Source organism: Microbispora sp. NPDC049633, assembly GCF_040675265.1.
In the GTDB taxonomy this organism is placed as follows: domain Bacteria; phylum Actinomycetota; class Actinomycetes; order Streptosporangiales; family Streptosporangiaceae; genus Microbispora; species Microbispora maris.
This window is the reverse complement of record NZ_JBFAOO010000003.1, coordinates 52,269-72,380: the sequence shown is the minus strand read 5'-3', so window position 1 is coordinate 72,380 and position 20,112 is coordinate 52,269. Positions and strand designations below refer to the sequence as shown.

Annotated in this window: 20 protein-coding genes and 2 pseudogenes; 15 read left to right on the top strand and 7 right to left on the bottom strand. The window is 69.3% G+C overall.

Annotated elements, in window-relative coordinates:
* Positions 1-2: 2 nt before the first annotated feature.
* Positions 3-2,423: pseudogene (pepN, locus tag AB0J39_RS01990) on the bottom strand (aminopeptidase N); the annotation flags it as partial.
* Between the two features lie 97 nt (positions 2,424-2,520).
* Here pepN and AB0J39_RS01985 point away from each other — a divergent pair.
* The 8 genes and pseudogenes from AB0J39_RS01985 to AB0J39_RS01950 all read left to right on the top strand — a co-directional run bounded on the left by AB0J39_RS01985 (position 2,521) and on the right by AB0J39_RS01950 (position 7,929).
* Positions 2,521-2,817: a metalloregulator ArsR/SmtB family transcription factor gene (locus AB0J39_RS01985; protein ID WP_363460862.1), complete on the top strand. Its 297-nt coding sequence runs from the start codon at positions 2,521-2,523 to the stop codon at positions 2,815-2,817.
* A gap of 323 nt (positions 2,818-3,140) precedes the next feature.
* The gene (locus AB0J39_RS01980; protein WP_363460813.1) at positions 3,141-4,241 is read left to right on the top strand and encodes a GTP-binding protein; all 1,101 of its coding nucleotides are present in this window, start codon (positions 3,141-3,143) and stop codon (positions 4,239-4,241) included.
* Between the two features lie 61 nt (positions 4,242-4,302).
* Positions 4,303-5,523, top strand: coding sequence for a GNAT family N-acetyltransferase (locus AB0J39_RS01975; RefSeq protein WP_363460811.1), 1,221 nt, complete (start codon positions 4,303-4,305; stop codon positions 5,521-5,523).
* A gap of 62 nt (positions 5,524-5,585) precedes the next feature.
* Positions 5,586-5,789: a hypothetical protein gene (locus AB0J39_RS01970; RefSeq protein WP_363460809.1), complete on the top strand. Its 204-nt coding sequence runs from the start codon at positions 5,586-5,588 to the stop codon at positions 5,787-5,789.
* A gap of 468 nt (positions 5,790-6,257) precedes the next feature.
* Positions 6,258-6,440 carry a hypothetical protein gene (locus AB0J39_RS01965; RefSeq protein ID WP_363460807.1) on the top strand — a complete coding sequence of 61 codons (183 nt, stop codon included), beginning with the start codon at positions 6,258-6,260 and terminating at the stop codon, positions 6,438-6,440.
* Between the two features lie 72 nt (positions 6,441-6,512).
* A pseudogene (locus AB0J39_RS01960) lies at positions 6,513-6,875 on the top strand (single-stranded DNA-binding protein); the annotation flags it as partial.
* Positions 6,876-7,235: 360 nt separating this feature from the next.
* Entirely contained in the window at positions 7,236-7,508 is a 273-nt protein-coding gene (locus AB0J39_RS01955) for a type II toxin-antitoxin system ParD family antitoxin (RefSeq protein ID WP_363460805.1), read from the top strand.
* A gap of 28 nt (positions 7,509-7,536) precedes the next feature.
* Positions 7,537-7,929 (top strand): hypothetical protein, encoded by a 393-nt coding sequence (locus AB0J39_RS01950; protein ID WP_363460803.1) that lies wholly within the window; start codon positions 7,537-7,539, stop codon positions 7,927-7,929.
* 301 nt (positions 7,930-8,230) lie between these two features.
* On the opposite strand, the gene AB0J39_RS01945 is transcribed toward AB0J39_RS01950, so the two are convergent.
* Positions 8,231-8,773, bottom strand: a complete 543-nt coding sequence (locus AB0J39_RS01945) for a DUF6461 domain-containing protein (protein ID WP_363460801.1) — start codon at positions 8,771-8,773, stop codon at positions 8,231-8,233.
* Between the two features lie 246 nt (positions 8,774-9,019).
* Here AB0J39_RS01945 and AB0J39_RS01940 point away from each other — a divergent pair, with 246 nt between their 5' ends.
* Together AB0J39_RS01940 and AB0J39_RS01935 are read left to right on the top strand one after the other, a co-directional pair.
* Positions 9,020-9,370, top strand: coding sequence for a hypothetical protein (locus AB0J39_RS01940; protein WP_363460799.1), 351 nt, complete (start codon positions 9,020-9,022; stop codon positions 9,368-9,370).
* A gap of 49 nt (positions 9,371-9,419) precedes the next feature.
* Positions 9,420-9,749, top strand: coding sequence for a hypothetical protein (locus tag AB0J39_RS01935; RefSeq protein ID WP_363460797.1), 330 nt, complete (start codon positions 9,420-9,422; stop codon positions 9,747-9,749).
* Between the two features lie 191 nt (positions 9,750-9,940).
* Here AB0J39_RS01935 and AB0J39_RS01930 read toward each other — a convergent pair whose 3' ends face one another.
* The 4 genes from AB0J39_RS01930 to AB0J39_RS01915 all read right to left on the bottom strand — a co-directional run bounded on the left by AB0J39_RS01930 (position 9,941) and on the right by AB0J39_RS01915 (position 12,717).
* Complete coding sequence (locus tag AB0J39_RS01930) at positions 9,941-10,228, bottom strand: recombinase family protein (RefSeq protein ID WP_363460795.1); 288 nt, start codon at positions 10,226-10,228, stop codon at positions 9,941-9,943.
* Positions 10,197-11,438, bottom strand: coding sequence for a Dyp-type peroxidase (locus AB0J39_RS01925; RefSeq protein ID WP_363460793.1), 1,242 nt, complete (start codon positions 11,436-11,438; stop codon positions 10,197-10,199). Before AB0J39_RS01925 ends, AB0J39_RS01930 begins: the two co-directional genes overlap by 32 nt.
* A gap of 13 nt (positions 11,439-11,451) precedes the next feature.
* The gene (locus AB0J39_RS01920) at positions 11,452-12,003 is read right to left on the bottom strand and encodes a copper chaperone PCu(A)C (protein ID WP_363460791.1); all 552 of its coding nucleotides are present in this window, start codon (positions 12,001-12,003) and stop codon (positions 11,452-11,454) included.
* A gap of 141 nt (positions 12,004-12,144) precedes the next feature.
* Positions 12,145-12,717: an MFS transporter gene (locus tag AB0J39_RS01915; protein WP_363460789.1), complete on the bottom strand. Its 573-nt coding sequence runs from the start codon at positions 12,715-12,717 to the stop codon at positions 12,145-12,147.
* Positions 12,718-12,956: 239 nt separating this feature from the next.
* Between AB0J39_RS01915 and AB0J39_RS01910 the strand changes: the two genes are divergently transcribed.
* The 5 genes from AB0J39_RS01910 to AB0J39_RS01890 all read left to right on the top strand — a co-directional run bounded on the left by AB0J39_RS01910 (position 12,957) and on the right by AB0J39_RS01890 (position 19,492).
* The gene (locus AB0J39_RS01910) at positions 12,957-13,526 is read left to right on the top strand and encodes an MFS transporter (RefSeq protein WP_363460787.1); all 570 of its coding nucleotides are present in this window, start codon (positions 12,957-12,959) and stop codon (positions 13,524-13,526) included.
* Between the two features lie 220 nt (positions 13,527-13,746).
* On the top strand, positions 13,747-14,343 hold the full coding sequence (locus AB0J39_RS01905; RefSeq protein ID WP_363460785.1) for a copper resistance protein CopC: 597 nt from the start codon (positions 13,747-13,749) through the stop codon (positions 14,341-14,343).
* Entirely contained in the window at positions 14,340-14,948 is a 609-nt protein-coding gene (locus tag AB0J39_RS01900) for a copper resistance protein CopC (protein WP_363460783.1), read from the top strand. The genes AB0J39_RS01905 and AB0J39_RS01900 overlap by 4 nt, the downstream gene beginning before the upstream one ends.
* A gap of 127 nt (positions 14,949-15,075) precedes the next feature.
* A complete protein-coding gene (locus AB0J39_RS01895) occupies positions 15,076-16,251 on the top strand; it encodes a cytochrome P450 (protein ID WP_363460781.1) in 1,176 nt (391 codons plus the stop codon).
* A 1,117-nt stretch (positions 16,252-17,368) separates the two neighbouring features.
* On the top strand, positions 17,369-19,492 hold the full coding sequence (locus AB0J39_RS01890; RefSeq protein ID WP_363460779.1) for a S8 family serine peptidase: 2,124 nt from the start codon (positions 17,369-17,371) through the stop codon (positions 19,490-19,492).
* Positions 19,493-19,624: 132 nt separating this feature from the next.
* Here the strand turns inward: AB0J39_RS01890 and AB0J39_RS01885 are convergent, their stop codons facing one another.
* Complete coding sequence (locus AB0J39_RS01885) at positions 19,625-20,098, bottom strand: FAD-dependent monooxygenase (protein WP_363460777.1); 474 nt, start codon at positions 20,096-20,098, stop codon at positions 19,625-19,627.
* Positions 20,099-20,112 lie beyond the last annotated feature (14 nt).

Sequence of the window (20,112 nt, the reverse complement as noted above, 5' to 3'; positions counted from 1 at the left end):
GGGAACATCCGGACGGTGATCGTGCGCGCCGGTTCCCGGTCTCCCGCGGCGGTCAGCAGCGGGGGGACGTCCTGCGCGTAACGCTGCGCGAACGGCGCGAGCAGGTGATGATGCGCGGGGTGGGTGAAGCCGTCGGCCAGCGAGCGGACCTGTGCGACGCTCTCGCTGCCCAGCATGGTCGTCCACGCCCACTCCTTGGCCTCCGCGGTGGGCACTGACGCCCTGAGCCGTTCGGCGAGCCGTTCTCCCACGGCGGTGAAGGCGCCGGTGACGGCCTCCAGGGGCTCACCATGCGCGACCAGGGATCGGGCGAGCCTGCGGCGTAACGCGTCGTCCACGTCGATCGGGGCCGCTCCGTTGAGCCATTTCCGCACCGTGTCGACGTGGCCGGCCGTCAACGCCGCATCCGCGATGGCCCGCGCCGCCGCCAGCCTCTGGTCCGCGTCGCCGTCCGGGGTGTTGACGACGTCCAGCAGACGGTCCACGTACGAGGGCCAGCCGTGGGCACGGGCCCAGCCCTGCTCGGTGTAGGCCGTCAGCACGGTGGCGACCCGGACGAGGAGCCGCTGGAACACGCCGATCTGCGTCTCCGCCGTCAGGCCGCCGAGGACCATCGTCAGGAACCGCCGCGGTGGCAACTCCCCGTGCCGGACCATGCCCCACGCCGCCGTCCAGCAGAGCGAGCGAGCCATGGGATCGGCCAGCCGGCCGATCCGGTGGACGATCTCCTCCGTTGAGCGCGCATCCAGCACGATCCGGCAGTACGTCAGGTCGTCGTCGTTGGGCAGCACCAGCGCGCCGGACCGGCTGCCGACGAGCGCGTCCACGCTCGTGCGCGGGCCGTCGGCGTCGAGTTCGTGCCTCCGTACACGGACCAGATCGCCGTGGCGGTCCTCCGCGTAGACGCCCACCGCGAGACGGTGCGGCCGGGGCGATCCGTCCTGGAGCAGGTCGAAACGCGTGAAGCACCCGGCCTCGTCGACGTCGAAGTCGGCCCGCACCTCTGTCAGCCCGGCTGTCAGCAGCCAGGCGTCAGTCCAAGCGGTCAGGTTCCGGCCGCCCGCCTTCTCCAGGGCGCCGAGCATCTCGGCCCGGCCGGCGGTGCCGTAAGAATGGTCCGCGAAGTAGCGCCGCATGCCCTCCAGGAACCCGTCGAGCCCCAGGCGGGCCACGAGCTGGCGCAGCACGCTTGCGCCTTTGTGGTACGTCAGCGCGTCGAAGGCCGACCCGGCCGCGTCCACGTCGGGGACGCCGGTCAGGACCGGGTGGGTCGAGGCCGACTGGTCCAGGAGGTACGCGTGCGCCTTCTTGCCGGCGGCGAAGTCGGCCCAGGCGTCGACGTCGTCCGTGAGCCGGGTCAGCGCGTGGACGCCCGCCCAGGTGGCGAACGCCTCGCTCAGCCACAGGTCGTCCCACCAGCGCAGTGTGACGAGGTCGCCGAACCACTGGTGGGAGATCTCATGGAAGATCATCTCGTCCCGGCGGCGGTGCGCGTACCGGGTCACCGCGCGGTCGAAGACGAACGTCTCCGCGGCGAACACGCAGGCGGCGTTCTCCATGGCCCCGAAGTTGAACTCGGGGACGAAGCACAGGTCGAGCTTCCGGAACGGATAGGGCGTCGCGAACGCCTCGGCGAAGAACGCCACCCCTGCCCCGAGCCGCTCCAGCAGCACGGTCGAGTCGAGGTACGCCGCCAGGGAACGCCGGGAGTGCACCCCCAGGGGCACGGCGCCTCCCTGGTCCGCCGTCCACGACGCCCACGGGCCGGCCGCCACCGCGGCCACGTAGGTGCTGATCGGCGGGGTGGGCGCGAACCTGTGGACGCCTGTGCCGGGCCGGTCATCGAGCGGGGCGTTGGACAACACGGTCCATCCGTCCGGAGCGGTCACGCTGATCGCGAAGGGCGCCTTGAGATCGGGCTGGTCGAAGCAGGCGAACACCCGGGGGGCGTGGCCGGGCTGCAGGTGGCTGTACACGTACACCTGCTGATCGGCCGGGTCCGTGTACTGGTGCAGGCCCTCGCCACTGGTGGAGAAGTCATAGTCCGCTTCCACGGTCAGTTCGTTGACGGCCGCCATATCGGGCAGGAGGATCCGTCCCGCGCCGTCGTATTCGACCGGCCGCCCGTTGAGCACGGCGGAACGCACCCGTCGGGGCAGTGCGTCCGCCCAGCTGGAAGCACCCGGCCGGGCGCAGGTGAAGCGGATCGTGCTCCTGGACCGGAACACCGGCTCCCCGGTCCGGCTCAGATCGACGTGAAGGTTGTACGACCGCACGCGCAGCAGGGCGCCACGCTCCGTCGCCTCGGCGTGGGTCAGCGGGGGACGCGGTATGACGAGACCTCCTGCGCGGAAGGGTTGTCTAAACTCGTGGGTGATGCGGCCGGGTGACCCACGCCCGGGGCGCTTAGGGAGAGGACCCATCGCCATGGCCGAGCACGACGAGCCTGTGCTGCTGCCGCATGAGAACCTTCCCACGGTCGAACCCGGTGTGCCGCGCCCGGCGCGGGTGACGGAGCCCATGACCAGGGAGCAGAGCATCGCGCTCGCCGCGGGCTTCAAGGCGCTCGGCGACCCCGTACGGCTGAGGCTGCTCTCCCTCGTCGCCTCTCACCTCGACGGCGAGGCGTGCGTGTGCGACCTCGTCGGGGCGTTCGATCTCACTCAGCCGACCATCAGCCATCACCTCAGGGTCCTCCGGGACGCCGGGCTCGTCACGTCGACTCGTCGGGGCACCTGGGTCTACTACCGGGTCGTGCCCGAGGCGCTCACCGCACTGACGGGCATCATCGCCCTGCCTTCCGTCGCCGCGAGATAGGCGCTTCGGCGGGCGGTCAGGTACCGATGCCGTCATTGCGGAAACGATGCGCGATTAATTTTGCACACGAATAATTTTTTCGAGATTGTAGCATCTGTATTGATTGTCATCAATACCCCTTTTGGTGCGGCTTCGCGGCATTGTTAATCATTTGTTTCCTGGCGTCAAGGATCTTGACCTTGTGGAACAGAGGCTGTTAGCTGGCTGCGGATAGCGGATCACTGACACCACCTCGACACCCTGTGACGCGAATACTCACTCGTGCCGTGCCATGCGGCGATATCTGTACGGAGCACCGTTACCAGAAGTGAGGCGAACGCCGGTTGATCACCTTTATGACCTTGAGCGGTTTTCTCGGGGCGGGCAAGACCACCACTCTCGTCGCGGTCGCGAAATATCTCCAGTCGCAGGGCCGCAGGGTCGCGGTCATCACCAACGACCAGGGCACCGAACTGGTGGACACCCAGCTCGCCAAGTCGGCGATCGCGGAGGCCGGCGAGGTCACGGGCGGATGTTTCTGCTGCCGGTTCGAAGACCTGCTGACCGTCGCGCAGCGCCTGGTCGACGGTCACCAGGTGGACACACTGCTCGCCGAGGCGGTGGGCAGTTGCACCGATCTGCAGGCCACCGTCATCCGGCCGCTCAGCGCCCACTACGGTGAACGTTTCACGCCCGCTCCCCTCCTGGTCGTCGTCGAACCGGAAAGGCTTGACGCGCTCCGTACCTCGTTGCCGCTGGACGACACGGAGTCGGACATGTCCTACCTGTTCGGCAAGCAGTTACAGGAAGCCGACGTGATCGCGCTCAACAAGATCGACCTGCTCGACGCGGCGGAGACCGCCGCCATCACCGCGGATCTGCGCGAGCGGTACCCCACGGCCACCGTGCTCGGCTACTCGGCGAAAACCGGCGAAGGGCTGGAACAACTGGTGTCCCTCTGGCTGGGCTCGCAGCCCGTCGGGCGCGGTCTCGACATCGACTACGACCGCTACGCCAACGCCGAGGCCGCGCTGGCGTGGCTGAACCTCAGTTTGGACGTGACGGCGGCGGAGGGCTTCGACCCGGACACCTGGGCCCGTGCGCTGCTGGAGCACCTGTCCGCGACCGCCGCCCGCAACGGCTGGATGATCGGCCACGTGAAGGTCAGCCTCGAGTCCGCCGGTGACCTGAGCAAGGTGAGCGTGACCGCCGGCGGTGCCGAGCCGACCGTGGACGCCGCGGTGGGGAGGACGTTCACCGGTGCGGAGGCACGGCTCAACGCCCGCGTCGCGTGCGAGCCCGCCGAGCTCGACGCCGCGGTGGCCGAGGCGGTGGAGGTGGTGTCCGCCGCTACCGGCACATCGGCCGTACAGAGTGCCGGCGTCCCTTCGTTCAAGCCCGGCTACCCGCGTCCCACCTACCGGATCCCCGCCGCGGCAGGATGAGGTGAAGTCGGGGGCGACCTGGGCTCGCCGCCGCACCCGTCCGCGCGTGAAGGAGGCCGCCGTGGCTCACGATGAGATCGTCGACCGCTACTCCAGGTTCGCCAGGACCGCGATGACCGGCCAGTCCGGCCACGACTCCGCCTCCTTCGGCGAGGGCTGCGTCGGCGCCGCCGGTTACGACGACACCGCCGCCCTGCCCGACGGCGCCCTGCGCGCCAGCCTGGGCTGCGGCAACCCCGTCGCCGTCGCCGACCTGCACGAGGGCGACGTCGTGCTCGACCTCGGCTCCGGCGGCGGAATCGACGTCCTGCTGTCCGCCCGCCGCGTCGGCCCCACCGGCAGGGTCTACGGGCTGGACGCCAGCCCCGACATGCTGAGCCTCGCCCGTGACAACGTCGCACAGGCCGGCGCGACCAACACCGAGTTCCTGCACGGCACCATCGAGCACGTTCCCCTGCCCGGCCGTACGGTCGACGTGGTCATCTCCAACTGCGTCATCAACCTGTCCGATGACAAGGCCGCCACCCTGGCCGAGGCGTTCCGCGTCCTGCGCCCCGGCGGACGCTTCGGCGTCAGCGACGTCGTCACCGAGGACGCCATCCCCGACCAGGACCTGCGCCGCCGCACCGAGACCCGCATCGGCTGCACGGCCGGTTCCCTGACCGTCGGCGAGTATCGCACCCTGCTCCTGGACGCCGGCTTCACCGGCATCACCATCACCCCGACGGCCGACCACGGCGACGGCGTGCACTCGGCCATCGTCAAGGCCGCCAAGCCGCCCGTCGCTCCCGGCTTCGAGATCCGCCCGATGCGGGCCGAGGACGCCGACCAGGTTCTGAGCGTCTACCAGCTCGGCCTCGACACCGGCCACGCGAGCTTCGAGACCACCGCCCCGACCTGGGAGACGTTCAGTTCCGCCCGCCTCGGCCATTTGCGCTACGTCGTCGCCGACACCCGTACGGGCCAGGTGGTCGCCTGGGTGGCCGCCTCCCGCGTCTCCGCCCGTCCCGTCTACGCGGGCGTCGTCGAACACAGCATCTACGTCCACCCCGATTACGGTTCCCAGGGCCTGGGCCGGGCCCTTCTGAACGCCTTCGTCACCGCAAGCGAGGACGCCGGCATCTGGACCATCCAATCCGGCGTGTTCCCGGAGAACAAAGCCAGCCTGGCCCTGCACCAGGCGGCCGGCTTCCGCGTCCTCGGCACCCGCGAACGCATCGGCCGCCATCACGGCGTCTGGCGCGACGTCCACATGATCGAACGCCGCAGCCCCGCCGTCTGACGTCACCGGTGGCGCGGTTCGGCCTCCGTGGCAGGAGTAGAGCGCAGGACAAGAACCTGCAGTTGATCACGGCCCAGACCCGCGACGCCATCGCCACCTTCCTCGACACCGACTACCTCACCGCCAAAATCCGGCAGCTGACCGCCGCCGCGGGTGCCGAGATCGCCGACCCGGACAAGACGATCCAGGCGTCACCAGCAAGCTGCGCTTCACCGACGAGCAGCAGCGCGAGATCCTGCGCCACTTCATCTGCGGCGGCGACCTGACTGCTGGCGGGGTGATGCACGCCGTCACCAGCGTCGCCCAGACCATCGACGACGCCGACATCGCCCACGAGATGGAGGCCCAGGCACTGCGCGCCCTGCACCTGGCCGCCAGCGGCGTCTGACCACTGCCCGCCGCTCGCGGAGCAGAGGCGGGGCCGCATCGACGAGGTCGTTCACGGCCAGGTGAGGTCGACGACGACGGTATGTCGAGGAGTATGTCCTGCCGAGCTCCCTGTCGTGCCGGGCTCAGCCGTGCCCGGTGTTCTGGCCGGTCAGTGTCGCAGGCGCGGTCGTCCACGCAACCAGGCTTTCGCTTCGCTCACTCTTCGCGGTCAAGATCTTTTGCTGCGCAAAACATCTTGACCGCGAGAGCCGCCCGGTTGCCCTCCCTCCCTTTCCGCCTGCGAGTTCTCCCTCACAGAACACGGCACGGACCCGGGCAAGGGTCCCGGCAACAAGGAGCAGGACATGACCCTCACCCTCGACACCCCCCTCGGCCTGACCGACCTGAGCGCCTGCGGCCGATGCGGCACGACGACCCAGATCGAGCAGCTGTTTCGCTGCACCGACCACAGCTGGATCTGTCAGGACTGCATCACCGAGGCCATCGAGACCCACCGCCTGGCAACCGTCGCCGGCCGGAAGGTCTAGCAGTCTGCATGGGCGCGGGGTCTGCCCCCGCGCCCTCACGCATCCAGATTCCCCATGAGTGGAGGACATCCGATGGCCAACGAGACGACCATCACGGTTGTCGGCAACCTCGTCGACGACCCCGAATTCCGCTTCACCGGCGGCGGCCACGCCGTCGTACGCTTCCGCGTCGCTTCCACCCACCGGTACCAGGACCGGCAGACGGGGGAGTGGAAGGACGGCAGCAGCCTGTTCCTGACCTGCACAGCCTGGCGCGACCTCGGCGAGCACATCGCCGAATCCCTCCAGCGCGGCACGCGCGTCATCGTGCAAGGCCGCCTGCGCCAGCGCACCTACGAAACCGACACCGGCGACAAGCGCACCGTCCACGAGCTCGAGGCCGACGAGGTCGGCCCCTCCCTCCGCTTCGCAACCGCGACCATCACCAAGGTGAAGACCGGGCCGACTGCGGACGTGCCAGCGCACCAACCCTGGCCGGCAGTCGCCGCCTAAGATCCCCTCCCTGCTGTTGGGCGAGATACCTGGCAGGTCTCGCGCAGCGACTGCGTCGTAAGCGAGTGCTCCCACCCTCCGCCCGCGAAGCTCTGCCGCGGCTGTGGCTGTTTCCGTATCCGTAACATGCGACCGGCAGGGCCCGCCGTGCACCCAGCACGGAACAAGTGCATGACGCTGCATGCGCCGGCCGAGGAACCAGGTGCCTTCGAGTACCAGCAGCCGCGTGGGCTCGATCTTGATGGAGCGGGGTGAGGCAGGGAAGAAGGGACAACCGGCCGGGGGTCATCGTATGATTATCGCATGACGACGAGAGCTGTCAGTGTGACGATCGAGGAGCATCTGCTCGAGTATGCCAACGCCGAGGTTGCCGCCGGGCGGGCTCGATCGGTGTCGGCTGTGGTCAACGCCGCGTTGGCGCGGCGGGCAGAGGCGGACCGCGAGGCCGACGCCGCGGTACGCGCCGCCGCGCAGGCAGTGCGGTCGGACCCGGCCGCGTCGGCCAAGGTCGCCCGGATGACCGCCCACGTGCTCGCGCAGCGGGAGCAGCACCTGACGCGGGCCGCCGGTGAGTGAGCGCGGCTTTGTCCTGGACACGACCGTGGTGTCGGAGGTCGCTCGCGGGGACCTGCCGCTGATCACGATGCTGCTCGAGCTGGACCAGCAGGGCCTGCGCCTGATGGTGCCCGCGCTGGTCGTCGCCGCGGTGGCCGCGGAAATGGGCGGCAGCGACGAGACGGGGTTCCTGCCGGCGGTGCGCGGGATCGCCCGCCTGGAGCACGGGGCGTACGGGCCGCTGAGCGACTTCGATGACACGCTCGAGCTCGGGCAGGCCGCCGCGCGGCTGACCGGCGACGGTCGGCCGCTGTGGCAGGACGCGCACGCGGTGATGCTCGCGCGACTGGAGGGAGCCGACATCCTCACGCTAGACGCCGGCCGGTGGGCTGGGCTCGAACTGGACGGGGTGCAGGTGACCGAGGTCTCCGACCCTGAATAGCCGTTACAGGGGGCCGGTCGCACCCGACTGGCCCTCTTCGCTATGGCCATGGCATGCATTCGATAGGTCGGCTCTCGACACCTCCTGATCTGTAGGTCCCCAAACGACATCCACGGTCGTTCAGATCCGTTCGCCATGCTGTTCCTCGGGACTGCGGCTGTTCAGATCCGTCCGACGCAGTTCGTGATCGCCTGTCCGGGTGGCTCCCAAGGTGGCTCCCCGCACTTGGCCGCATTCGCGGCCTTTGAAGTCTGCTGGCGACGAGTGATGCAGGTTGGTAGACGGGCGTTGCGAGGAACCTTCAGAAGAAGTCGTATAGGTGATCCGTCGAGCCGGTAAGACTGGGACGGTTGTACTGATTCCTGGAAAGGTCAACTCCGGTGGCTCGTGAAGCCAGAGCGAGGGCGCTGGGGACGAGGTCGCCGCTTGCGTCGAAGAGACCGAGTTCACGCACGTCGTCAAGGAGCTGGTCGGGGTCATCGCCCCCACGGAAGCGGTAGCTGTAGAGACTGAAGGTCGTAATCAGCCTGTTGTCCACCTCGTAAGTGAACTCCGCTCCCTTGATGTCCACCTGCACGGTTGCCACTCTCGTGCGCGCCGACAGAGGGTCGTACTGCCTGCTGTGGCTGGTTGCCCACCCGGTTTCGGCGAGGACGGTGCCTCCCGTCGCCTCGTACGCCGCGATGGTGTACTCGCCGGACGTGCCGGGGGTCACGCCGAACCGTCGCAGTGCCTCACCCGGGGACAGGTCGGCGACAAAGTTGATGCACAAGGTGGTGGTGTCGACGTCATCGGTCCAGTCGTCACGCAGCCAGGCGTAATCCGCCGCGGTCGCGCCGCCCATCTGCTCTCCCTCAATCTGGCCAGTCGTCGCACACTAATCGATCTTGCGCGGTACGCATACCCGCCCCCACCTCAGCCCGCTACGGGCCAGCCACGATGAGCGCGCCTTAGCGATCACCCCGGAGCCGGAGCGCCCCCGCCGGAGGCTGGGTTTGAATTGATCCCTCTATAGCGGAACCTTAGGTTCGGAGCCGTGACAGATGATCTGGTCAGATCGGCGACGTCGCCTACAAGGTTCCCGTTACGAGTGACATTCGTCGGGTGGGCTCTGATTGCCGCGGTGCTGTCGTGGGTGGCTGCGTTCTTCGCTTGGCTCCTGGTCAGCTTCTCCCTGGAGCTGGACGAGTGCGGTCTTGACCCACTCACGGAGTACGAGACGGAGAAATGCGCTCCCGTCAGCCAATGGGCAAGCGTAACGGCCTATGCCTGGGTCGTCAGTCCACTTGTCTGGCTGCTGGCAGGATTCTCTCTGTGGCTGGCGCCCAAGCGCCTCATCCGCATCCGACAGGCCGCGGCATGGGCCATGCCTGCACTGCCGGTCTTCGTCATCGCCGCCCAGGTGCTTGTGTCTTTGCTATACGGGCCGCTCCCTGCTTGAGCGATCGAACAGCCGTCGCTCGGCGGGCGGCCCGAGCTGCCGGCGGCCGGTGACCGGCTCCCAGGCCGCACGCCCGGCCGCCGAGCGGGCGCAGGGCCGCGAGGCGGCGCGGAGCGCCGCCCTTGATCCTCTACGAGCGCAATTCGGCAGGGAGGATGCCGAAATCGCTAACCAGACAGAAACCCACGTCGCCTCGGCGCTCATCATGCAAGACCTGGTAGAGGTCGTTCCAGGTTCGGGGCTTGGTGCTGTCCTGACGAGCGAGCGTAGCGACGATATGAATGTGGTCGTCGGCGTGCCTCTGTCAGGGCAGATCGGTACGGACAAGCGCGTGAAGTGGGGTGCCTGCAGGGCGGCGGTGTGGCCGGGCGGTCGTTGATCGACCTATCAGCGCCAGTATCGCGACACCCCCTGGTGGCACCAATAGTTGGACCGGTTGTTGGTCCACGACCCTTTGATGGACCGCTGACAGAGGCCGCAGCGCAGCAGCCATCTGAACGCACAGGTCCGTGGTGTACCGAGGATCACAGGAGCGAACTGGACACGGTCGAAGTCCGTGCGGACTCGGGATCACGCTGCCTGACGTGATGGACCCTCGTGGCGACGCCACGGGGGTCCATCAGGTGTCAGCACCTCGGTCGCGCGTTGCTTGTTCCACACCTGGTTGCCGGTGTAGCGAGGGTTGCGGAGGATGGACGGCACGGTGCCGTCCATCCGCATCTCGCCGGAGCGGTGAGAGTTCCGCGCGCGGTCATGGGCGGACGGGCAGGGCACTCCGCGGGCGTCGAGGGTGGCGGCGATCCGCCCGGCCTTGGCCGGCACCGCCTCATGACAGCAAGGTTTCTCCGATCCACCCATTGGGGCCGCAGCCGGGAGGGATGGCGAACACGGCGGAACCGATCGGTGTGGTCCACTCGTTCAGCAGGTCCGCCTCGGCCAGTCGCTCCTGTATCGGGATGAACTGCCGGGCGATGTCGGCCTGGTAGGAGGCGAACAGAAGCCCGGTGTCGGCGGTGCCGTCGGGGGAAACGCCCTCGTCGTAGTTGTAGACGCGACGGAGGATACGCGTGCCGGGGTCGGCCACGTGTGCTCGCCGGATGTGGGCGTATTCGGAGATGACCGGCAGCCCGGCGGGGGTGAGCCGCGCGAAGTCCGGTTCGTCGTGCTCGCGGGCGCCGGTGAGCGGAGCGCCGTCGGTGAGGCGGCGGCCGATCGTGAACTCCTTGGCCACGGTGTCGGCGGCGTCCCAGGTCTCCATCTCCGCGCGGATGCGCCGTAGGACCAGGGTGGTCCCGCCGCGCAGCCACTCCTGCTCCCCGGCGAACCAGACCGCCCGATCGAAGTCGGGTGTGCCGGCGACGGGGTTGACGGTCCCGTCGAGCTGTCCCATCACGTTGCGCTGGGTGGTGTGGGGCTGCTGGGAGTGCGCGGACCGCCGGAAGCCCCGCTGGGTCCAGCGGACCTTTGCGAACGACCGGGCGTCCTTGACTAGCACCCGCAGCGCATGGGTCACGGTGAGCGGGTCGTCCGCGCAGATCTGAATGAGCAGGTCGCCGCCCGTCCACCGCTTCTTCAGCCGGTCGATGCCGAACGCGGGGAGGGGAGCGATGAACTCCGGCCGCTGATCGGAGGTCTTGGTGGCCGCGAACAGACCCGGTCCGAAGCCGAAGGTGACGGTCAATCGGGCGGGCAGGACGGCCAGATGGGGCTCGGTGTCGGCGAGCGCGGGCTGTCCCTGAGTGATGCGCCGGGCGTCGTCGGTGAGCACGCGCATCAGCCGCGCCACGCTCTCACGGTCCGAGCCCGCCCGCAGGTCGAACGCCACGAACGCGGCGTGCGCCTGCGGCGGCGTCGCGACACCGGCCTGGCGGGCTCCGTAGAACGGCTCGACCGCCGTCGCCTGGGGCGAGTTCACGTCCGAGCCGGTGGTACGGCCGGCCGTACGCGTGCTGTCGGTGTCGGCGCTCGCCCGCACCACGACGGCCCCGCTCGTTGCGGCGGCGGCCACCACGGCGCCGCCGGACAGCAGCGCCCTGCGGCTCAGACGCGGGCGGGGGAGACGCTCCACTTCATCATGCCGCTCACTCATTCATGCCGCCCATGTCGGCGCCCGGCTGGTAGTTCTCCTTGGCTCCGGCGAAGTCCTTGCCCAGAGCCGTGAAAGTGTAGGTGCCGCCTCCCTGAAGCTCCAGCGTGAACGGCACTTCGGACCCTGGCTTGATCTCGGCGGGCACGTCCATGACCATGATGTGGTCGCCGCCGGGCTGCAGGACGTGGGAGCCGTGGGCAGGGACCACGAAACCGCCCTCCTTCGGCCGCATGACCATCTTCCCCTTCGACTCCACGACCTCATGCAACTCCACCATGGGTGCCGCGGGAGTGCTGCCGGCGATGACGGTGATGTCCGAATCGGAGTTGTTGACCAGGGTGCCGAAAGCGGCGGTCATCCCCTTCTTGGCGGTCTTGACCCACGGGTCGGTGATGCTGAGCGCGGCAGAGGTGGACGACGGGGAGGCCGCCACCGCAACGGGCGGAGCAGCCGCTGAGACGGAGGACGCCTCCTCAGAGCCACAGGCCGCCGTGGCCGTCACTGCGCCCAGGCTGAGAACGACGAGCATGACGCGGGAGAACATGAAGATCCCTTCACCCGGCTGAGAGCCGGTACTGGTACCGCTGCACTGAACGAATTCGGCGCGCGCGAGCGCACACCGGACGCACCCCGCCACTACCGGGGTGCCGGTCACATCAGAGAAAGCCCGCCGACCAGATTCCGGTCAGGCAGGAACAGTGCGAACGGTGCCAGGAGGGCCGCGCCGCCTCACCGAATGGCCGAGCAGGACCGACCGCGCGACCACCCGTTGCTCGATCACCGGGACGACGATCGCGCCGTACGCCGGGTTCAGGAAGACGGCGAACACGATCCGCAGCCGGACGGCCAGCCGGCGCAGCAGGGCCCAGAGCAGCGCCTCGCCGTGCGCCAGCCATACCGCCGTCAGCGCGACCGCCCAGCCGTGCATGACCAGCATGCCCAGGCCGGGCACCAACCCGGAATGGACGTGCCCGCCGCTCATCGCGAAGCCGGCGACGCTCGGTTCCAGGGTGTGCGCGAACGAGAACAGCAGGTGGAGCGCCGCCTGCGAGGCCACCAGTGCCGGCAGGATCACGGCCAGCGTCCGCTCACGCCGCGCGAGGGCGTGCGCGGGCAGGAATGCGATGAGCAATGCCACGAGCACGGCGATGACGGAAACCGACCCGCCGCCGACGACGTGCGCCCCGACGCCGAGCGCCACCGAGACCGCGGCGAACGCGGCTGCCCGTACGGCACGGAAGGGCATGGTGGCTGTCATGGCGCCGCAATCATCGCACACCGCTCCCCGTCCCTCAGTGCATGCGTCGCAGATCGTGATAATCGGGCCGAATACCTCGTGAAGGAGCGCGAGTGGTCGATGAGGACGAAGGAACCAAGGCGCTCACCCTGGCGTCCGGCACCGGTTCTCCCCTTCGTGTACCGGACCGAGCCCGACCGAGCGAACGGATGGCGGCGGTCTTGGGGCCGACCAGCCTCTGTGCGATAGTCGTCTTCGTCATGCGCGCCGCCTTACCCCTGCGACTCGCGCGGTCGGCCGCCTTCTCGGTCGTCTGCGTGCTCCTCGCCGTGGGCGCGCACTGGTTCGCCGGTGGGGCCGCCCCGACTCCCCAGGCAGTTCTCATCGGCGGAGCAGGCGTCATGACCGTCGCCGCGGCGACGGCGGGCCGGGAGCGGTCACCATTGGTCGTCATCGGCCTGCTCCTGGCAGCACAGGTCTTCCTGCACGAACTCCTCGGGTCACTCGCGCCCTCGACGGAGACAACGGCCGTGGCGCACACGCACCGGCTGGGAGTGGGCACCGGGATGCTCACCGCGCATCTCACCGCGGCGCTGATCACGGGGTGGTGGCTGTCGCGGGGCGAAGCGGCGCTGTGGTCGATCCTGCGCAGGATCGGCACGGGCGCGATCCGCTGGCTCCGGGCGCTGCTCACGCTGTTCCAGTTCCTTGCCCGCATATGCCCCCGCCCCCGGCTCGCGTCGTACAACCTCGACCGCGAACCTCGGCGTGAGGCTGTCCTGCGACACGCCGTCGTCCGGCGCGGACCGCCGGTTCTCGTGTTCCTGTGATTCTCTCCGAGCCCTTCTGAGGTTCCTTCGCGCGGCTTATCCGGTCGGACGTCACGCCTGCCCGCAGCGGCTCATCCCGACGACCCGCGGACCGCTCATGCCGGTCCGTACGGCCCGCGCGCCCGCAGGTACTCACACACGACGACTGGAGATCCCCGATGACACCGCCGTCCGCCGTCACACGCCGGGCCACGACCTTCCCGCATGCCTGGAGCCTGTCGTGAAGCATTCCTCGGTCAGAGCGGTTTTTCTGTTCGGCATTTCGTGCCTGTTCGCGGTGGTGTTCGCCGCACCCGCGTCCGCGCACGACAGCCTGAAGAAGAGCACACCCGCCGCGAATGCCGTCGTCTCCGGCCTCGGCGAGATCGAGCTGGAGTTCAGCGCGCATGTCAGCTTTCCCGTGATCATTCTTCATGACGCGACCGGGCGCCGCTTCGAATCGGGAACTCCGCGCGTCGACGACTCCACGGTGGTGGAAGCGGTCGCAGGCCCGCTTCCACCGGGCAGCTACACCATCGCCTGGCGGGTCGTCTCCTCCGACGGCCACCCCATCCAAGGGGAGATACCGTTCGTCGTCGGATCCTCGTCGGCGGCATCGGCCGGAGGGACGGCGCCCGTCGCCTCCCCGGTGGCCGGAGAGGGCCGCCCACATCAGGAGACCGGCATACCCGGCTGGAGCTGGGCGGTCGTGGCCGCGGTCGCGGTTCTCGGAGCGGCCGCCATCCTGGTGGCGCGGGGCAGGAAACGGTGGACGCCACCGCTCCCGGACGACGTGAAGGACCGCCCATCGGGTCCCGAGAACGGTGAGCGCGAGTGACGAAGAAAACAGCCAGAGCGTTTCTCCTCCTCGGCCTTCTGTGCGCCGTCCTGGGAGCATTCGCCGCACCGGCGCTGGCACACGACACCCTGAGATCGAGCACACCCGCCAGCAACGCCGTGGTCTCCAGCCTCGAACTCATCGAGCTGGAGTTCAACAACAATGTGCGCTATCCCGTCGTGCTTCTGCACGACGCGGCCGGGCGGCGCTTTCCCTCCGGCACACCCCGAACCCGCGGCGCCAAGGTGCTTATGGACGTCGACGAGCCGCTTCCCTCCGGCAGCTACACCGTCGTCTGGCGGGTCGTCTCCGCCGATGGCCGCCCCATCGAAGGAGAGATCCCCTTCACCGTGGGTTCCTCGTCGGCTCCGCTGGCGAGCCCCCTCGTGTCCAGCACCCCGGTGTCCAGCGTCCCCGTGTCCAGCACCCCCGTGTCCAGCCCGGTTCCGGCCCGCACACCCGTGAGCGCGACGGGCGAGACGGACGAGCGGGGCGGCCTCCCCGGCTGGACATGGGCGGTCATGGCCGGGTTGGCACTCGCCGGAGCCGTGGCACTGCTGATGCGGCGGAGAAGGAAACCCGCCGGCGGGGACACCCCTTCCTGACCGCCCAGAACCAGTTTCCAGACCGGACAGCCGCTGATGCGACGTCTCCCTCCGGCCTCCCATCGTCCGCGCCGGCTTCCGGCCGGTGCGGCAGTCGGCGCGCCTCTCGTACGAAGGATCATCTTCGATGGCAGATGACGAATTTCCCCTCATGCAGTTCCTCCGTCAAGGTTTCGATCCTGTGGCGGAGCTCGGGCGCATTCGATCCGAGCAGCCCGTCTTCCCGATGCGGATGCCCGACGGGTCCACCGTCTGGCTGGTGACCCGGTATGACGATGTCCGGGCGGTGCTGGGCGATGCGGCCCGGTTCAGCAACGACTTCGGCCATGTGACCGCCGCAGGGTCGGCGCAGGAAGACCCGGGCGGTCTCGGTTTCCGCGACCCGCCCGAGCACACGCGGCTGCGGCGCCTGCTGACGCCCGAGTTCACCATGAGGCGGCTGCGGCGGCTGGACGGCGGCATTCAGAAGATCGTCAACGACCATCTGGACGTGATGGAGCGGAGCGGGCGTGAAGCGGACCTGGTCCGGTCGTTTGCGCTTCCCATCCCGTCGCTCGTCGTCTGCGAACTGCTGGGTGTGCCGTACGGCGACCGGTCCGATTTCCTCCGGATGAGTGCCGACAGGTTCGACCTGTCCGCCGGTCCCGAAGCGTCCATCCAGGCGGTCAACGACTCGATCACCTACCTGACCGATCTGGTCGCCAAGGAACGCGGGAACCCGGGTGACGGCCTGCTGGGCACGCTGCTGCGTGAGCACGGTGACGAGGTGAGCGATCGCGAGCTGGCCGGCCTGGCCGACGGCCTGCTGACCGGCGGGCACGACACCAGCACCAGCATGCTCGCTCTCGGCACGCTGTGGCTGCTGGACAATCCCGAGCACGCCGCCCTGGTCCGCGAGACCGACGACCACGTCGATCAGGTCGTGGAGGAGCTCCTGCGCTACCTCACCGTTGTCCAGGTCGCCTTCCCGCGCTTCGCCCGAGAGGATCTCGTGCTCGCCGGGCAGCCCATCGCCAAGGGGCAGATGGTGCTGTGCTCGCTGACCGCCGCCAATCGCGATCCCGCCCTCGGCACGGACATGGACCGGGCCGTCCCCGGGCGCAAGGTGAGCCCTCACGTCGCCTTCGGACACGGCATCCACAGATGCATTGGGGCTCCTCTGGCGCAGATGGAGACGCGGATCGCTCTCCCCGCGCTGCTACGGCGTTTTCCCGGTCTGCGGCTGGCCGTGCCGTTCGAGCAACTGGCCTTTCGCGAGATCTCCATCGTCTACGGTCTCGATTTCCTGCCGGTCACCTGGTAGCACCGTTCGCCGGGGAACGACCGGCTCTCCGGTCGTTCCCCGGCCACCTACCGACGGTCCTGGCCGGCCCTGTCGGATGGGTTCGTGCTCATCGGGTTCTCCACGGCGAGAGGGATTTCGCTTCGTCGAACCCGGTTGTAGGAGTCGCCTCTGGCACGGCTCCGGCGCCAATCCCCGACTGCTTCTGGCACGCCTTCGGCGTTTGGTGGCGCGGCATTTCGAGAGGCGTGCGCCAGAGCGACGCCAGAGGTACGGAGGCGTTCTAACCAGGGGTAACGGCTCACGCCTGAGCGGTGCCGGAGGCCGCTGCTCCACTCGAAGCGCCTATCTGAGTTCCGCCCCGGAACAGAAATGGAAGTAACGAGCACGACCTGGCTTCAGGTCCACCGTCAGCCGGCCTCGGCCGGGCGGGCCCCCTCCCATGAGGGCTCTCTCCGTGCAGGGGGAGGCGCGATGAGGGTTCCGCACTGGCGAGACGACCACGCCACCCTGCACCTCGGCAATACACCGGCGACCGCGCGTTGTCCCGGTCGGCACGGCGGGATGAAGCCCAACGCCATTCAGACGCCCTGGCCACCGGTCGGCAAGTACAGCCTGGCGGAGTCAGGCGGCGCACCGCACGGCACCGCTATCCGCCCCACCGGCCGCGCCCATGATGCGGCCAACCCGAACGGCCGCAACCCGGCGACATCTGGAGCATCTCGACCAGGCCCTACCGGGCGGCCACTTCGCTCCGTTCCCGATCGACATTTCGCTCCGGAACAAAAGTCCGTTACATTTGTTTCACGTACTGTTCGGCCGGATGAAATCTCCGCTTGTCGCATGGTGGCTAACGCTCAGGGTTCGCTCACGCTGGGGCGTCGCGCCCCCGTACAGCACAGTCAGCTGCGGAAACAATAAAAACCAATGTGATCGAAGCCACATGGGCGCGGATATCTGCCGATCTCGTGGCACGGCCGGGCCGATTGTGATGAAACCGATTTCATTGATGCGCGACACGCCGATTTTCTGATCGCGGACTCTGTCGAACAACACGGATTTCGCAAATTTCAGAACTTCGCGGAAAAACTTAGCCTGTTTCGCGTAGTGATCATCTCGACCACTCGGGAGACAACCCTTGCGAAGTTCATCCGTGGCCGCCGTCCTCACGGCGGCCGCCCTCCTCGGCCCGCTCGCCGCGTCCGCCGCGGCGCAGACCGTGCCCCCAAGCCCCTCGACTCCCTCAGCCTCCTCTGGCACCTCCGGTCCTTCCGCGGCGACGGGAGCCGCCGCGGCGCCGGCGGCCGGAGACCACACCGTCACGCTCGTCACCGGCGACACGGTGCGTGCGCGTCTGGAGAGCCACGACCTGCGCGTCCTGTCGGTCGAGCCGGGCGAGGGCCGCACCGGCGTCACCTTCGCCGTCACCGACCGGGGCGACCAGGTGTCGGTGGTCCCGTCGGACGCGGCCTCCCTCATCCGGGCGGGCCGGCTCGACCCCCAGCTCTTCGAGGTGGGCACGCTGATCGCGGACGGCTATGACGACGAGCACAGCCAGGCCATCCCGGTCATGACCACCTACCGCAAGAGCGCGACCTCGGAGAACGCCGAGCGGGCCCGGGCCGTCTTCGACGGCGCGGCCAAGCGGCGCCTCGCATTCCCCCGCCTGGGCATCAGCGCGTTCGCCATCGGGAAGAAGGCCGCGCACGAGGGCTGGCGCGGCCTCACCGGCGGCTCGGCCAAGCCCTCGGGCCTGCAGGGCGGCGTCACCAAGTTGTGGCTCGACGGCAGGGCGACGGGCGGCCTCGACCAGAGTGTCCCGCACATCGGCGCGCCGACCGCGTGGGCGAGCGGGTATGACGGCAGCGGCGTCAAGGTCGCGGTGCTGGACAGCGGCTACGACACCGACCACCCCGACCTGCAGAACCAGGTCGTCGCCTCCGCCGACTTCACCGGCAACGCGAACGGGGTCGAGGACGGCAACTCACACGGCACGCACACCGCCTCCACCGTCGCCGGGACCGGCGCCGCCTCCGGGGGCCGCTACAAGGGGGTCGCCCCCGGCGCGGACCTGGTCGTCGGCAAGGTCCTCGACGACGGGAACTCGGGCTACGACTCCTGGATCATCGCGGGGATGAACTGGGCGGTCGGCGAGCAGGGTGCCAAGATCGTCAGCATGAGCATCGTGAGCGACCCCGCTCGCGTCGACCACCCGATCGCGGCGGCGATCGACAGCCTGACCGCGGAGTACGACGCGCTGTTCGTGGTCTGCTCGGGCAACTCCGGGCCCGGCACGTCCACCATCAGTTCCATCGGCGTCGCCGGCAAGGCGCTGACCGTGGGCGCGGTGGACCTGAACGACACCGTGGCGGACTTCTCCAGCCGGGGCCCGGTGGGGGAGCAGGGCCTGAAGCCGGACATGACCGCGCCCGGCGTGAACATCACCGCGGCCGTGCCCGGTGGCGGCTACGGCGCGAAGGACGGTTGTTCGATGGCGACCCCGCACGTCGCCGGGACGGCCGCGCTCGTCAAGCAACGCCACCCCGCCTGGGGCGCGCAGCGGCTGAAGGACGCCCTGATGGGCACGACCGCGGCCGCGGCCGGCTCCAGCCCCTACGCGTACGGCACCGGCCGGGTCGACGCGGCCCGCGCGGTGAGCCAGCAGGTTACGGCGAACCCGCCGAGCGCGGCCCTGTCGGTCACCGCCGCCCAGCCCACGGCCACGCAGACCGTGACCTATACCAACGACGCCGCCACGCCTGTCACGCTGGGCCTGGCCGTGTCCGCCACCGGCTCCACCGGCGGCACGCCCGCCCCGGCCGGCCTGTTCACCCTGAGCGCCAACCAGGTCACGGTGCCCGCCAACGGCACCGCGCAGGTCACCGTCACCCTGCACCAGGTCGACGCCGCGAACAGCCTCTACGGCGGTGTGCTGACCGCCACGTCGTTCGGCGGCGCCTCGGTGCGCACTTCGCTCGGCGGGCACATCGAGGCGACCTCCACCTTCACGACCACGGTCCGCGTCCACTACGACCCGGGCGCCGGCAACCGGATCACCCTGCGCGGCGACGCGCCGCTGAGCTGGACCGGCGGGCAGAACTGCGTCAGCAGGTCGGCCGGCCTGTGGGAGTGCGGGATCAACGTCCCCATCGGGCAGCAGTTCTACTACAAGCCCCTGATCAACGACGGCCTCTGGGCCGCCGGTGCCAACTACCGCGGCGTCGGCGGGCAGATCTACGACGTGTACCCCACCTTCCCCTAGGAGACTGAGGAACCCCCGGCCGGGCGTCCCGCCCCGCCGGGGGTCTTCGTGTTCACAAGCCGCGCGGCGCGTCCGCGACGGACTCGCCGCCGCGACACACGTGTGACCGCCGCCCGCGAGGAGGGCGCCGGCTCACGGCCGCTCCGTCACGAGCGCGGTGATCCGGCCGACCAGGCCGGGCACGTCGGCGTCCGGCGCCGGGTCGAGCTGCCAGCAGGCGAGTTGCACGGACGCCTCGACCACGGCCTTCGCCCGATCGCGCCGGCGGTCCGTGAACGCGTCGAACAGCGGCCGGTCGAGCCGGTCGGCGGCCAGCAGCAGCTCGGCCAGGACGGTGGCGTCCTCCAGGCACTGGGCCGCCCCCTGCGCGAGGGTGGGCGGGCAGGCGTGCGCCGCGTCGCCGATGAGCACGACGCGGCCGCGCTTCCAGGGCCGGTCCACCAGGAGCGACTCGAACCACGTGTAGTTGATGCGCTCCGGGTCGGTGATGTCCTTGCGGATCTCGTCCCAGGGCCCGCCGTACCCCTCGGCCAGGGCCCGCATGTGCGCGACCTTGTCCCCGACGGCCTCCCGTGGGCGGGCCTTCTCCACGAGGTAGGCGTACATGGTGTCCGGGCCGG